This is a genomic window from Phenylobacterium sp., assembly GCF_016124325.1.
Taxonomy (GTDB): Bacteria; Pseudomonadota; Alphaproteobacteria; order Caulobacterales; family Caulobacteraceae; genus Phenylobacterium.
The window spans coordinates 96,955-109,396 of sequence record NZ_WGNY01000014.1; the positions used below are offsets into that span (position 1 = coordinate 96,955).

14 protein-coding genes are annotated in these 12,442 nt (G+C 71.7%); 8 read left to right on the plus strand and 6 right to left on the minus strand.

The features are described from left to right. The first annotated feature begins 158 nt into the window (after positions 1 to 158). The gene (locus GC203_RS07390; protein WP_293452905.1) at positions 159 to 1,394 is read left to right on the plus strand and encodes a CoA transferase; all 1,236 of its coding nucleotides are present in this window, start codon (positions 159 to 161) and stop codon (positions 1,392 to 1,394) included. A gap of 215 nt (positions 1,395 to 1,609) precedes the next feature. Here GC203_RS07390 and GC203_RS07395 read toward each other — a convergent pair whose 3' ends face one another. Continuing rightward, on the minus strand, positions 1,610 to 2,902 hold the full coding sequence (locus GC203_RS07395; RefSeq protein WP_293452907.1) for an HWE histidine kinase domain-containing protein: 1,293 nt from the start codon (positions 2,900 to 2,902) through the stop codon (positions 1,610 to 1,612). Between the two features lie 280 nt (positions 2,903 to 3,182). Between GC203_RS07395 and GC203_RS07400 the strand changes: the two genes are divergently transcribed. The 3 genes from GC203_RS07400 to GC203_RS07410 all read left to right on the plus strand — a co-directional run bounded on the left by GC203_RS07400 (position 3,183) and on the right by GC203_RS07410 (position 4,142). Beyond that, positions 3,183 to 3,488, plus strand: a complete 306-nt coding sequence (locus GC203_RS07400) for a hypothetical protein (protein ID WP_293452909.1) — start codon at positions 3,183 to 3,185, stop codon at positions 3,486 to 3,488. Next, the gene (locus tag GC203_RS07405; protein ID WP_293452911.1) at positions 3,485 to 3,886 is read left to right on the plus strand and encodes a hypothetical protein; all 402 of its coding nucleotides are present in this window, start codon (positions 3,485 to 3,487) and stop codon (positions 3,884 to 3,886) included. Before GC203_RS07400 ends, GC203_RS07405 begins: the two co-directional genes overlap by 4 nt. A 73-nt stretch (positions 3,887 to 3,959) precedes the next feature. Continuing rightward, the gene (locus tag GC203_RS07410) at positions 3,960 to 4,142 is read left to right on the plus strand and encodes a DUF1328 family protein (RefSeq protein WP_293452913.1); all 183 of its coding nucleotides are present in this window, start codon (positions 3,960 to 3,962) and stop codon (positions 4,140 to 4,142) included. 47 nt (positions 4,143 to 4,189) lie between these two features. Here GC203_RS07410 and GC203_RS07415 read toward each other — a convergent pair whose 3' ends face one another. After that, positions 4,190 to 4,984, minus strand: coding sequence for a metallophosphoesterase (locus GC203_RS07415; protein WP_293452914.1), 795 nt, complete (start codon positions 4,982 to 4,984; stop codon positions 4,190 to 4,192). Next, the gene (locus GC203_RS07420; protein WP_293452916.1) at positions 4,981 to 5,853 is read right to left on the minus strand and encodes a diacylglycerol kinase family protein; all 873 of its coding nucleotides are present in this window, start codon (positions 5,851 to 5,853) and stop codon (positions 4,981 to 4,983) included. The genes GC203_RS07415 and GC203_RS07420 overlap by 4 nt, the downstream gene beginning before the upstream one ends. Before the next feature lie 263 nt (positions 5,854 to 6,116). On the opposite strand from GC203_RS07420, the gene GC203_RS07425 reads away from it, so the two are divergent. The 4 genes from GC203_RS07425 (at position 6,117) to GC203_RS07440 (ending at position 9,426) form a co-directional block, all read left to right on the plus strand. Further along, the gene (locus GC203_RS07425) at positions 6,117 to 6,419 is read left to right on the plus strand and encodes a hypothetical protein (RefSeq protein WP_293452918.1); all 303 of its coding nucleotides are present in this window, start codon (positions 6,117 to 6,119) and stop codon (positions 6,417 to 6,419) included. Positions 6,420 to 6,423: 4 nt separating this feature from the next. Then, positions 6,424 to 6,813 carry a DUF559 domain-containing protein gene (locus GC203_RS07430; RefSeq protein ID WP_293452920.1) on the plus strand — a complete coding sequence of 130 codons (390 nt, stop codon included), beginning with the start codon at positions 6,424 to 6,426 and terminating at the stop codon, positions 6,811 to 6,813. A 171-nt stretch (positions 6,814 to 6,984) separates the two neighbouring features. Beyond that, positions 6,985 to 8,097 (plus strand): alanine dehydrogenase, encoded by a 1,113-nt coding sequence (ald, locus tag GC203_RS07435; RefSeq protein ID WP_293452921.1) that lies wholly within the window; start codon positions 6,985 to 6,987, stop codon positions 8,095 to 8,097. A gap of 468 nt (positions 8,098 to 8,565) precedes the next feature. Then, positions 8,566 to 9,426, plus strand: coding sequence for a dienelactone hydrolase family protein (locus GC203_RS07440; protein WP_293452922.1), 861 nt, complete (start codon positions 8,566 to 8,568; stop codon positions 9,424 to 9,426). A gap of 117 nt (positions 9,427 to 9,543) precedes the next feature. On the opposite strand, the gene GC203_RS07445 is transcribed toward GC203_RS07440, so the two are convergent. From GC203_RS07445 to GC203_RS07455, 3 genes are read right to left on the minus strand one after another with little or no spacing between them, the layout of a single operon-like run. Continuing rightward, positions 9,544 to 10,914, minus strand: a complete 1,371-nt coding sequence (locus tag GC203_RS07445) for a M20/M25/M40 family metallo-hydrolase (RefSeq protein WP_293452923.1) — start codon at positions 10,912 to 10,914, stop codon at positions 9,544 to 9,546. A gap of 49 nt (positions 10,915 to 10,963) precedes the next feature. Then, positions 10,964 to 11,896, minus strand: a complete 933-nt coding sequence (locus GC203_RS07450) for an ABC transporter substrate-binding protein (RefSeq protein WP_293452924.1) — start codon at positions 11,894 to 11,896, stop codon at positions 10,964 to 10,966. Next, positions 11,896 to 12,441, minus strand: coding sequence for a hypothetical protein (locus tag GC203_RS07455; protein ID WP_293452925.1), 546 nt, complete (start codon positions 12,439 to 12,441; stop codon positions 11,896 to 11,898). Before GC203_RS07455 ends, GC203_RS07450 begins: the two co-directional genes overlap by 1 nt. Position 12,442: the final 1 nt, after the last annotated feature.

A 12,442-nucleotide genomic window follows, 5' to 3' on the forward strand; every position in this document is an offset into this window, starting at 1 on the left:
GCTGTCCTGGCGGGCGCCTGCGCCAGCCTCGCCGATCTGCGGGACAGCGTAGCATTGGCGGCCGCACCCGCGCCATGCGGCGCGATGCGCGACCCCGGCGCCGTCGCGGCGGACTGAGCTCTTGGTCGCGCTACGTCACCGCGGGTATGGCATGCATCATGACCGACACCGCCGCCGCCGCCGCCTCTTCAGCCGCCCCCCCGCCGGGCCCGCTCTCCGATCTGGTGGTGATCGAGATGGGCACGCTCATCGCCGGACCGTTCTGCGGCCAGATCCTGGGCGACTTCGGCGCCGAGGTGATCAAGATCGAGGATCCCAAGACGGGCGACCCCATGCGCCAGTGGGGCCGCAGCCTGCCCAAGGGCCTGTCGCCCTGGTGGCCGGTGATCGGGCGCAACAAGAAGTCGGTGGGGCTGAACCTGCGCACCCCCGAGGGCCAGGCGCTGGCGCGCGAACTGATCGCCGGCGCCGACGTGCTGATCGAGAACTTCCGGCCGGGTGCGATGGAGAAGTGGGGCCTGGGCTACGAGGCGCTGGCCAAAGTCAACCCGCGGCTGATCATGGCCCGGGTGTCCGGCTTCGGCCAGACGGGTCCCTATTCGCAGCGCGCCGGCTACGGCCTGATCGGCGAGGCCATGGGCGGCCTGCGCTATGTGACCGGCGAGCCCGACCGGCCGCCCGCGCGCGCCGGCATCTCCATCGGCGACAGCCTGGCGGCCATGCACGCGGTCATGGGGATCACCATGGCGCTGCACCATCGGGAGCGGACCGGCCTGGGCCAGGTGATCGATGCGGCCCTGTACGAGAGCGTGCTGGCGGTGATGGAGAACCTGATCACCGAGTACGACCTGACCGACTATGTCCGCGAGCGGTCGGGCTCGATCCTGCCCGGCATCGCGCCCTCGAACGCCTACCCTTGCGCCAACGGCGAGATGATCCTGATCGGCGGCAACGGCGACAACGTCTACGCCCGGCTGACCGAGGCCATGGGCCGTCCCGACCTGAAGACCGACCCCAGGTTCGTCGATCACGCCAGCCGCGGCGCGAACCAGCAGGAACTGGACGGGATCATCGCCGACTGGACGGCGGGCTTCGCCCTGCCCGACCTGCTCAAGCTGCTGGAGGACAAGGGAATCCCGGCCAGCCGGGTCTACCGCGCCCCCGACATGCTGGAGGACCCGCAGTTCGCCGCCCGCGAGGCCATCGTCTCGGTGGAGCATCCGGTCTTCGGGCCGGTGCGGATGCAGAACGCCTTCCCGAAACTCTCGGCCACGCCCGGGCGCGTGCGCTGGCCCGGCCCGGCCCTCGGCGCCCATACCGACGAGGTGCTGGCCGCGCGCGCGGGATGCTCGCCGGAGCGGCTCGAAGCCCTCAGGGCTCAGGGCGTCATCTGAACGGAACAAGACAGCCCGCGGCTCGCGCCGCGGGCGGTCCGTGGAAGTCGGGTCGCCTGTTTCCGGGCGAGGTCCCATAGCCGCCGGTCCGGCCCCCGCGAAACGCTACGCCGCGGGCCTTCGTGAGGCGGGGATAGAGGTTCCGGGCGGCTTTGCGGAGGCGGCGCCTTGTCCCAGCGCGATCTCGCCGCGCGGCAACGCGCCGCTTCGCGAGGTTAATTCGCCGCGAGCAGCTCGGCGACCGCGGCGGCCACCTGGGTGACGTCGTAGGGCTTGCGGATCACGGGGGCGTCGAAGCCGCCCGGCGCGCCGCCGGTCTCGCCGTAGCCGGTGGCGAACACGAACGGCACCTTGCGCGCGGCCAGGGCCTCGGCCACCGGCGTCACCGAGCGGCCATTGAGGTTGGCGTCGAGCACGGCCGCGTCGATCGGGCGGTCCAGCAGCGCCAGCGCCTCCTCGAGTTCGTAGGCCGGCCCAATCACCGTCGCCCCGGCTTCGGACAGCGCCGTTTCCAGTTCGAGCGCCAGCAGGACCGCATCCTCGACGATCAACACCCTGGCCCCCTTCAGGCTGGGGCGCGTGCGTGTGACGTCCACCGTCTCGGTGACCCGGGCGGCGGGCGCCTCGGGCACGATGTCCGGGCGCTCGGCCACGGCCGCGGCGCCGGCGCGGATCTTCGCCTGCACGCCGCCCGGCCGGAAATCGACCTTGGCGTGGCCGTTGAGCTCGCGTCCCGTCACCTGGGCCAGCAAGGTCGTGCCGAAGCCCTCGCGGATGGGCGCGCTGACGGTCGGCCCGCCGCTTTCGCTCCAGGTCAGTTCGAATCCGCCTTCGGGCGCGGATTTCCAGCGGACGTCGACGCGCCCGGTGTCGGTGGAGAGCGCGCCGTACTTCACCGCGTTGGTGGCCAGTTCGTGCAGCGCCAGCGACAGCGCATTGGCCGCGCGGGGGGTCAGGAACAGCTCCGGCCCGTTCCAGCTCGTCTGGCCGGGGGCGATCGCGCCCAGTTCGGCCGTGGCCAGATGGTCGATGGCCGCGCCGCGCCAGCGGGCGGCCGTGAGCAGCTCGTTGGCCGAGGCCATCGCCTTGAGACGGCCGCTGAACGTGGCGAGGAAGGCGTCGAGCGAGGTGGTGCGCTTGGCCGTCTGCTGGGCGAGCGCCTGCACGGCGGCCAGCACGTTCTTCACCCGGTGGTCCAGTTCGGCCATCAGCTGCTGGCGCTGGTCCTCCTTGAGGTGGGCCTGGCTGGTGTCTTCGACGATGGCGAGGGTGCGCACGGCGTGGCCCTGCGCGTCGCGCTCGATCACGCCGGCCACGCGCAGCCAGACGGTGCGCTGGTCGTCGGGGCGGATGTGGCGGAACCGGACGTCGTAGGTCTCGCCGTTCTGCAGGTCGCGGCGGCGCTGCGCGTCAAGGGCCTCGAGATCGTCGGGATGGGCGTATTTGTAGAACGCCGTGCCGCCTTCCGCCGGGAACTCGCCGGACGGCAGTCCGGTGATGGCGGCCATCAGCGGACTGACGACGAAGACATCGCGCAGCAGGTCCCATTCGAATGCGCCAAGACCGCCGCCTGAAGCGCGGCCTCCAGGCGCTTCCCGTCCAAAGCTAGGTCCGGCGTGCGCGTCATCGCGGCAAGATAGGAAATGCGGCCTGGTTGCGCGACGGTAAACGACGATTCGATCCTTCGGCTCCCGGCTATGCTTTGCGCGCCCCGAAGGAAGCCCTATGTTGGCCGCTTGAGGCTTGGCCTCGATCTGGTTCAGTCCACCCACCGCTAGGAGAACTTGCATGCCCGCCAAGGCTGTATCGGCGACGACCGAAGACGCGGCTATGGCGGCCGAAGACGCCGCCAAGCTGAAGGCCGACATCCAGAAGGCCGTGGCCGACGCGGTGAAGCGCGTCGAGGCCGCCGCCCAGCAGAGCCTCGAGCAGGTCCGCGCCCAGAGCCGCGTCTACGCCGACGCGGCCGGCGAACAGCTCGACGAGGCGGCCCGCGTCGCGAGCGAACAGATCCGGGCCCGCCCGCTCGCCGCCACGGGCGCCGCCCTTGGCGTGGGCGTGCTGATCGGCCTGCTGCTCGCGGCCCGCCGTTGATCGTCAGACGCGTCCTGAACCTCGCCGCCGCCGTCGCCGCGGTGGCTGCGGCCGCCGGCGTTTGCGTGGTGGCGGCGTCCTACGCCGTCTTCGCCCTGGCCCGGGTCTGGCTGGGTCCGGCGGGCGCGGCGGCCGTCGTGGCCGCCATCTTCGCCCTGATCGCCGTGATCGTGGCCGCTGTCGCGGTCCGAGCCGCCTCGCCGAAGCCGCCGCCGAAGGGCGAGGAATCGCAGGTCGACAAGCTGATCGGCATGGCCAAGGAGCGTCCGTTCGCGGCCATGGCCGCCGCGGCGGTGGCGGCCGCCGCGGTCATTACGGTGTCGATCCGCAATCCCGGCGCGCTCACCACCATCCTCAGCGCGTTCGTGGCCGGCAACGCCGCCCGCCCCCGGAAATAGCGCGGAACGCTACTCCAGCTTCCGACGTTGCCTTCTCCGCGGACGCGTCGGTCCGTATGCGAGGAGACCTATCATGCTCGGCTGGGCCCTGACATTTCTGGTGGTGGCTCTGATCGCCGCCGTTCTCGGCTTCACGACGGTGGCCGGCGCCGCGATCGGCATCGCCAAGATCCTGTTCTTCGTTTTCCTGATCCTGTTCCTGGTCTCGGTCGTCGCCCACATGGTCCGTGGCCGGCCGGGTTCCGGACCGCTCTAGAGCCCTTCTGATCCCCTCACGATGCCGCATCGTGAGGGGGAAGGCCTCTAGCCCGGTGAGGACCTCGGGCGCCGGTCGAGCGCCCAGGTCCGCCAGGGCTCCATGTGCGAGCCCGTCCACCCCAGCGCCGTGACCCGGAACACCGCGTCGTCCACCTCGATCACATTGAAGCCCGGCGGCGCGCCGCGTTCGCGCACCGACAGCGTGCCCGCGCCCACCGCATAGGTGCGCTCGTCGCCGAACGGATAGGGCCGGGCGAAGGGCGCATGGACATGGCCGGACAGCACCAGGTCCACTTCGCCGTCGGCGAATCGCCGGGCCGCCCGTTCGCCGCCCCAGACCCGCGCGGTCATGGGGCCGCCCAGCATCTCGATCAGAGGGTGGTGGGCCACCACGATCCGCACCAGGTCGTCAGGCTGGAACCATCGAGCGGCCTCCTTGGCCTGCCGCCCGGCGATCTGGCCCTTCGACCAGTTCAGACGCGGCTGCGCGCCCCGCGCGGTGTTGACGCCGCGCGCCGCTACGCCGCCGGCGCGCCAGCCCTGCGCCGGGGCGGGCCCGATGTGGCGCTCGTAGCGGCGGAAGGGCGCGGCGATCCGCTCGGCCCAGGCGAGGTAGGGGGCGTCGTGGTTGCCGGGCGTCACCAGAGTGGGGGCCGTCAGCGCCGCCAGCCACTCCGCCGCCGCCTCGAATTCGTTCACCTCGCCGAACCGGGTCAGGTCGCCCGACACCACGATCAGGTCGAAGGCGTGCTCGCGCAGCCAGTCCGTCGCCCCCGCCAGCGCCGGCTCGTGCTGGTCGCCGAAGTGGATGTCGGACAGGTGCGCGATGATGCGTTTCACGGGGCGCGCGCCCTCAGTTGCGCAATGAATCCCGCCTTCGGCTTGGGCGGCGCGATTACCCGGCACACCGCCGGCTCGAACCGCGCCTCGGTGAGCTGGGACAGCCGCACCAGCTCGCCGTCCACCAGGGCCGGGGCCCCGCCGTCGGCCCAGATGTTGGCCACCTGGCAGGCGCGGCCCTCCACCGCCGGGTCCATGCGCCAGTCGCCGACCAGGGCCGCGGCGCCCAGCCGCAGCGCCTCGCCCGCGCCGTGGATGTTCAGGGCCTCGGCCTCCAGCGCCTGGGCGGTGTCGTCCATCACACGCGAGGCGGTCGGACACATCAGGATCAGGGCCTCGGTTTCGCTGCGCGGCCCGCCGTCCAGGCTGTAGCGCAGCCGGCCGGCGAAGCTCTTGTCGAGGGCCGCCAGCGCGTGCGCCAGGGCCTCGCGCGCCTTGCCCTCCCGCGCCGCTTCCCGCGCCGGGGCCCACAGCGCCGGCGCCCCCACGATAGCGGCCACCAGGAAGCGTCGGCCGTCGATGTCGCCGCCCGCCAGCGTCTTCTCCGTTCCGTGCTCCAGCGTCTCGCGCAGCGCCTCGGCCCAGGGGCGCGCGCCATAGATGGCGTGCGGCAGCATGTTCATGGTCCCGCCGGCCAGCGGCGCGATCGGCGGGCCGTCCATGCCGGCCATCTCGGCCGCCGCGCGCGCGGTGCCGTCGCCGGCCAGCACCACCAGCAGGTCGGGGGCGGCGTCGATCGCGGCCTTGAGCGCGCCCTCCACGTCCTTGGGCGCGCAGGCGGATATGCGGACCTCCGCGCCGGACTTGGCCAGCAGCGTCTTCAGGACGTCGGGCGCGTCGCGGGCCACGCCGCCGGCGGCGGTGTTCACCACGGCTTCGATACGGGACAGGCGCGGCCGGGTCGCGGCGGGCGGGGAATTTTCGGGGTCGGACGGCGACGGCAGGGGGAGGATCCTGTCAGGGCGATGGCGGGTTGCGGCGCGCAGTATCGGGGCGCCGGCGGCGCGGGCCAAGGGCGGAACGGCGCGGCGGAGGGCGGGTTCCCCCGAACTACCCAAAATGAGAACAAAAGATGAACAATCTGTCGCTTCCGGCGCGGCGACCTGCTTTCATGCGGCCGCGAGGCTCTTCCATGCGCACCATACCCTTCAACAAGCTGGCCGTGATCGGCGACCATCCCCGCTGGCCCGGCTGCCGCCTGATGCTGACCTGCGCCGCCTGCGGCTGGACCAAGGGCTACAACCCCGCCCGGGTGCTGGCCCGCCTGCAGGAGCTGCGCGCCGGCGGCTACACCACCCCGCTCGACCAGGTGGCCCGCCGCGTCCAGTGGCCTTGCCCCGGCTGCCACCGCCTGCACTGGCGCGTGGCCTTCGCCCTGCCCGACAACCCCGACCCCCGCGAGACGCGACGGCTGGCGGGGCGGTATCGGAACTGAGATCATGGATGCGCCGGCCGAAACCCGGGACCTCGCGCGCCGCCTCCGGCGAAACATGAGCCTGCCGGAGGTGTTGCTCTGGCGCGCGCTCAAGGGACGTCGACTCGCTGGCCTCGGTTTTCGTCGTCAGCACCCGATCGGGACCTATGTCCTCGACTTCTACTGTGCTGAACATCGCCTCTGCGTCGAGGTCGACGGGCGCGACCACGATGTCGGCGGACGTCCGGCACGCGACCGGCTCCGCGATGAGTGGCTTGCGGCCAAGGGAATCCGCACGCTGCGCCTGCCCGCGCGCATCATCCTGCAAGAGGTCGATGATGCGGCCCGAACGATCCTCGCCTTCCTTCGCGAGGCGGATGCTCCCCCTTCGGGGGAGCTGTCGCGAAGCGACTGAGGGGGTCATCAGCGACCTCGCAACGGCGATTTCTGAGCGGACCTCCTCCGGCCCTCCGGGCCACCTCCTCCAATGGAGGAGGATCGGACTTCGCATCATCCCCTTGACCCGGCAACGCTGTTCCCCCACACCGCCACAAGCCCGCAATATCCGCCCCTGAAGGAGCCGCTCATGCGCGTCGGTGTGCCTCGCGAGATCAAGCCGGACGAATATCGTGTCGGCCTCACCCCCACCGCCGTGCGCGAGTACGTGACCCACGGCCACGAGGTGGTGGTCGAGACCGGCGCCGGCGACGGCGCGGGCTATCCCGACGCGGCCTATGTCCGGGCCGGCGCGACGATCCTCCCCGACGCCGAGGCGGTATTCCGCGAGGCCAGGATGATCGTGAAGGTGAAGGAGCCCCAGGCGGTGGAGTGGGCGCGGCTGACCCCCGACCACATCCTCTTCACCTACCTGCACCTGGCGCCCGATCCGGCCCAGACCGAGGGCCTGGTCCAGTCGGGCTGCGCGGCGATCGCCTACGAGACCGTCACCGACGCCAACGGCGGCCTGCCGCTGCTGGCGCCCATGTCGGAGGTGGCCGGCCGCATCGCCGTCTTCTCGGCCGGCGAGACCCTGCTGAAGCACAACGGCGGCATGGGCCTCCTGATCTCCGGCGTGCCCGGCGTGCCGCCCGCGCGCGTCTGCATCCTGGGCGGCGGGGTGGTGGGCGCCAACGCCGCGGTGATGGCCGCCGGCCTCGGCGCCGAGGTGGTGATCCTGGAACGCTCGATCCCGCGCATGCGCTACGTCGACGACATCTTCGCCGGCCGCGTGATCACCCGCTATTCCACCATCGACGCGGTGGAGGAGGAGATCCTCAAGGCCGACGTGGTGATCGGCGCGGTGCTGACCGCCGGCGCCGCCGCGCCCAAGCTGGTGCGCAAGGAGCACCTGTCGCAGATGAAGCCGGGCTCGGTGCTGGTGGACGTCTCCATCGACCAGGGTGGCTGCTTCGAGACCAGCAAGCCCACCACCCACAAGAACCCGACCTATACGATCGACGGCGTGGTCCACTACTGCGTGGCCAACATGCCGGGCGCCGCGCCGCGCACCTCGTCGGAAGCGCTGGTCCATGCCACCCTGCCGTTCGGCTTGCAGCTCGCCGACAAGGGCTTGGACGCGCTGAAGACCAACAAGCACCTGGCCAAGGGCCTCAACGTGCTGGCCGGCGAACTGACCCACCCCGCCGTCGCCGCCGCCTTCGGCAAGCCCTTCGTCGACCCTTACGGCGTCTGGGCGTAGGGACCACGAAAGGCGCGAAAAACGCGAAAGAAATCAGAGCGCGGAGCGCTCGGCCCCCTCTCGCGGTTCAGGTTGGCGACTTGGTCAACCAGCCCTGTCGTCATCGCCCGGCTTGTCCGGGCGACCCATGAACAGGGGCGTCGGCCGGTTTGGCGCCGCCGCCGCGTCCTGGCTTGCCCGCGTGGTGTTCATGGATGGCCCGGACAAGCTGGGCCATGACGATCTATAATGTTTTCAGTCTGTTGATCGGGACCTGAATCCGAGCCGGAAGCTCGACCCCGCCTTCGCGACGCCGGGCGGGGGCCGCCGGCCTTCAGTGTTTTCCGTGTCTTCTGTGGTTCCAAAAACACGACCCCGGCCCCCCAACGAGGCGCGCTTCGTGTCTTTCGTGGTTCCCCTCCGCTGAAATATCGCCGCAACATGAGGCCCCCTGCCTAGGCGGCGGGTAACGAAAACCGGGAGGCCCCCATGTGCGACGACGAGATCAACCCCTGGCTCCAGGCTGACCCCGCCATCTCCCGGCGCGCCTTCGGCGCCGGCGTCGGCGCCCTGGCGGTGCTGAGCGCGGCCGAGGCCCGCGCCATGGCCGAGGTCACCGCCAAGGACGTGGTGGTGAAGACCGCCGACGGCGAGGCCGACGCGGTGCTCCTCTATCCCGCTGGCAAGGGGACCTGGCCGGCCGTGCTGATCTGGACCGACATCCTGGGCCTGCGCCCCGTGTTCCGCGAGATGGGCCGCCGGCTGGCCGCCCAGGGCTATGTGGTGCTGGTTCCCAACCCCTTCTACCGCTCGGCCAAGCCCGCCGAGTACGCGGGCCTGAACTTCGGCGAACCCTCCGGCCGCCAGACGCTGATGGGCTATCGCATGGCGATGCCGGACGCGGGCGTGGACAACGACGCCAAGGCCTATCTCGCGTTCCTCGACGCCCAGCCGCAGGTGGACAGGAAGAAGCCGGCCGGGGTCCAGGGCTACTGCATGGGCGGTCCGCTGACCTTCCGCACGGCGGCGGCCGTCGCCGACCGCATCGGGGCGGCGGCCACCTTCCACGGCGGCGGGCTGGTGACCCCGCAGCCCAACAGCCCCCACCTGCTGGTCGCCAAGTCCAAGGCCAGCTACCTGGTCTGTGTGGCCAGGAACGACGATGCGCGCGCGCCTGGCGACAAGGAGGTACTGAAGAAGACCTTCGCCGACCTGAACCGTCCGGCGACCGTCGAGGTCTACGGCGGCGACCACGGTTGGACCGTTCGCGGCAGCGCCGTCTACAACGAGGCCGAAGCCGAGCGCGCCTGGGCCGAGCTCACCAAGCTCTACAAGGCCAGGCTGGGCTGATCCTCCTCCTCTGGAGGAGGTGGCCCGAAGGGCCGGAGGAGGTCCGCTCAGACCTCTCGCCGCCAACCCTCCTCAGTCGCTCCGCGACAGCTCCTCCAGAGGAGGAGCATCCCCGCCCTACTTCGCCGTTCCGCCGCGCTCGAAGGTTCCGGGCGCGCCGGGGAACACCACCGGGCTCTCGAAGCCGTCGGGGCCGATGGCGCTGACGCCGAAGAACCAGTCGTCGATGACGACGTTCGGCAGCCTGACCGTGCCTCCGGTTCCCACCGCCCGCGAATAGCGCCACTGCGGATCGGTGGTCCCGCGCCACCAGACGCGGTAGGCGGCCGCGTCCTTGGCCGGCGTCCATTTGACCGTGGTGTCGGGGCCGACGGCGCCTTCGATCTCAACGCCCGTCGGCGGGGCCGGCGCCATGGCGAGCGCGGCCATGGTCACCACGTTCAGGCGCGTCACCTGGGCCAGGTAGTCGAAGTCCACGCCCTCGATCACGTCGCCGTACTTGATCCCGTGCTCGGTGCGCAGGTTCTGGTGCTGGCGCGTGTAGTTCTCGGCCGCCTCGGTCACCCGCACGGCCGGGAAGCCGGCGGCGAGCATCTCCACCTGGTCGCCGCCGCGGCCGAAGCGGTCGGTGCGGTAGATCATCTTCACGTCGAGATTGGTCAGGTACTGGTCGGCCAGCCGGTCCATGAAGCGGGCGAGGTTGCGCGAGGGGCTGTCGACCTCGCCGCCGTTGTAGCGCCGCCGGTTGGCCTGCTCGGGCGTCTCGGTGCTGCGCGTGCCTTCGGAGAAGACGCGGACGTGGGTGTTGTCGCGCACGCCGCCCATGCCCTCGGTGTTGCCGACGATGTCGTTGTTGAGGTCGGCCTCGACGCGCCAGCCCTGGGCGAGCGCGTAGTCGGCCAGCACCTTGCCGCCCAGCAGCCCTTCCTCCTCCCCGGAGAGGGCGGCGAAGACCAGGGTGGCCGGGTATTCGTGCTGGCAGAGCGCGCGGGCCGCCTCGATCACGGCAGCCGTGCCCGAGCCGTCGTCGTTGGCTCCGGGCGCGTCGCCGGTGAAGTCGTTGGCGTCGGAGTTGCGGCTGTCGTAGTGGCCGCTGATCACGATGACGCGGCCGGGATCGGTGGTCCCCGGCAGGACGCCCAGGACGTCCATGATCTCGGTGGGGCCGGCCAGGCGAGGGGCCGTCATCACCTGGGAGGGCGTCTCGACCTTGAGGCGTCCGCCGCAATCCTTCGATATTGAATTGAATTCCGAAGCAATCCAGCGGCGAGCCGCGCCGACGCCGCGCTTGTCGGACTTGGTGTCGGATCCCGCGTGCCGGGTGCCGAACGACACGAGCTTCTCGATCGTCGCCCGCTGGCGCTGCGGCGAGACCTGTGCGGCCACTTCCTTCAACAGCGGCTGCTCGCCGCCCAGCGGCTGGGCGAACGCCGGCGCGGCGACGGCAAGGGCGAGGGCGAGGGGGGCGAAGAGGGGAGCGTTGCGCATGGCGCGGGACCTTGCCGCCCGCCGGTCCCGATCGCAAGCGTCCACGCCGTCACGACCCGACGCGCGTCCAGAACCGCCCGGCATGGCCGAAGTCGAAGGCGCCGGGGTGGAGAATCTCGGCCAGAGCCTCGGCGGATTCCACCAGCCGCGGGCCGGGCCGGTTGAACAGATGGTGGCCGTCGGCGGCGAAGACCCGGCCCTCGCGTACGGCGCTCAGGGCGCGCCAGCGAGGATCGCGGGCGAGCGGGCCGAGATCGGTCAGGGTCCGGGGAATCTGGAAGCCACAGGGCATCAGCACGATCACGTCGGGATCGGCGCCGGTCAGCGCGTCCCAGGCCAGCCAGGGCGAGTGCTGTCCGGGCGTGGCGAACAGGCTTTCGCCGCCCGCCAGCGCAATGAGCTCCGGGATCCAGTTGCCGGCCGCCATCAGCGGCTCGATCCACTCGATGGCGGCCACGCGGGGGCGGGCCGGAATCCCGGCCGTGCGACGTGCGAGGTCCTCGAGCCGGTGACGCAACGGCCGCACTCGCGAGGCTACGTCCTCCAGGGACAGGCCGAGGGCTGCGCCCACCTCGGCGAAATCGCCCCAGACGTCCGACAGGTCGTCCGGCGCCAGCGAGACAAGCACCGGCGCCGCGCCGGTCCAGGCGGCCAGGGCCTCCTCGAGGTCGAGCGGGGTGACGGCGCAGATCGCGCACTGGGTCTGAGTGAGGATCACGTCGGGCTCCAATTCGCGCAGACGGACCGCGTCGACCTCGTAGGCCGACAGGCCCTGCCGGACGATCTCCTGCACCCGCCGGTCGATCTCGGCGGACGGCAGGCCCTTTTCCAGCTTGGTGCGCGTGAGCGCCGGCAGGGCGCGCACGGGCGCGGGGAAGTCGCACTCGTGCGATCGCCCCACCAGCCGATCGCAGAAGCCCAGCGCCACCGCGATCTCGGTGGCGCTGGGGAGCAGCGAGACGATCCGCGGGCCGTCGCCCATCAGGCCAGCCTCGGGCTCAGCGGGCGGTGGGGGGCGAGCCCCGGCGCCGCCCGCTGGAGCGTCAGGCTCGCCAGGAGCAGCACCGCGAACCACAGCGCGTCGGACACCGCGACCTGGGCGACGATCGCCGGCGTAAAGGTGTCGAGTCCGCCGGTCACCCGCGCCGCGGCGAGGAGCAGCGCCTCATAGGCGACGAACCCGGCGACGAAGCCGGCGCAGAGGCGCAGGACGCCGCCCGTCGCGACGCCCACGGCGCGCGCGACCTGCTGGGCCAACAGCGCGGCGGCCAGCAGGCTTGCGCCCTGCCCGAGAGCCTGGCCCGTGTGCGGATAGCCCAGCAGGCCGAAGCCGATCGCCTGGTTGGCCGCCCAGGCGCCGATCACGGCGAGGGCGGCGCGACCGGGCGGCAAGGTCGCCGCAGCGATCGCCGCCAGCGCGGTGAACGGCATCAGGCAGGACGCCGCGAGGCTGCCCGCCACGGTGACGACGGCGAGCACGACCGGCCAGGCCGCGGCGCGCCAGGGGGAGAGGTCCGTCCGTCCCATG

Excerpts from the sequence above, each read along its gene's own strand:
- GC203_RS07400 (WP_293452909.1), top strand. The coding sequence starts at position 3,183 with ATGCCCGCCAAGGCTGTATCGGCGACGACCGAAGACGCGGCTATGGCG.
- GC203_RS07455 (WP_293452925.1), bottom strand. The coding sequence starts at position 12,441 with ATGGGACGGACGGACCTCTCCCCCTGGCGCGCCGCGGCCTGGCCGGTC.
- GC203_RS07440 (WP_293452922.1), top strand. The coding sequence starts at position 8,566 with ATGTGCGACGACGAGATCAACCCCTGGCTCCAGGCTGACCCCGCCATC.
- GC203_RS07425 (WP_293452918.1), top strand. The coding sequence starts at position 6,117 with ATGCGCACCATACCCTTCAACAAGCTGGCCGTGATCGGCGACCATCCC.
- GC203_RS07450 (WP_293452924.1), bottom strand. The coding sequence starts at position 11,896 with ATGGGCGACGGCCCGCGGATCGTCTCGCTGCTCCCCAGCGCCACCGAG.
- GC203_RS07390 (WP_293452905.1), top strand. The coding sequence starts at position 159 with ATGACCGACACCGCCGCCGCCGCCGCCTCTTCAGCCGCCCCCCCGCCG.
- GC203_RS07445 (WP_293452923.1), bottom strand. The coding sequence starts at position 10,914 with ATGCGCAACGCTCCCCTCTTCGCCCCCCTCGCCCTCGCCCTTGCCGTC.
- GC203_RS07430 (WP_293452920.1), top strand. The coding sequence starts at position 6,424 with ATGGATGCGCCGGCCGAAACCCGGGACCTCGCGCGCCGCCTCCGGCGA.
- ald (WP_293452921.1), top strand. The coding sequence starts at position 6,985 with ATGCGCGTCGGTGTGCCTCGCGAGATCAAGCCGGACGAATATCGTGTC.
- GC203_RS07395 (WP_293452907.1), bottom strand. The coding sequence starts at position 2,902 with ATGGCCGCCATCACCGGACTGCCGTCCGGCGAGTTCCCGGCGGAAGGC.
- GC203_RS07410 (WP_293452913.1), top strand. The coding sequence starts at position 3,960 with ATGCTCGGCTGGGCCCTGACATTTCTGGTGGTGGCTCTGATCGCCGCC.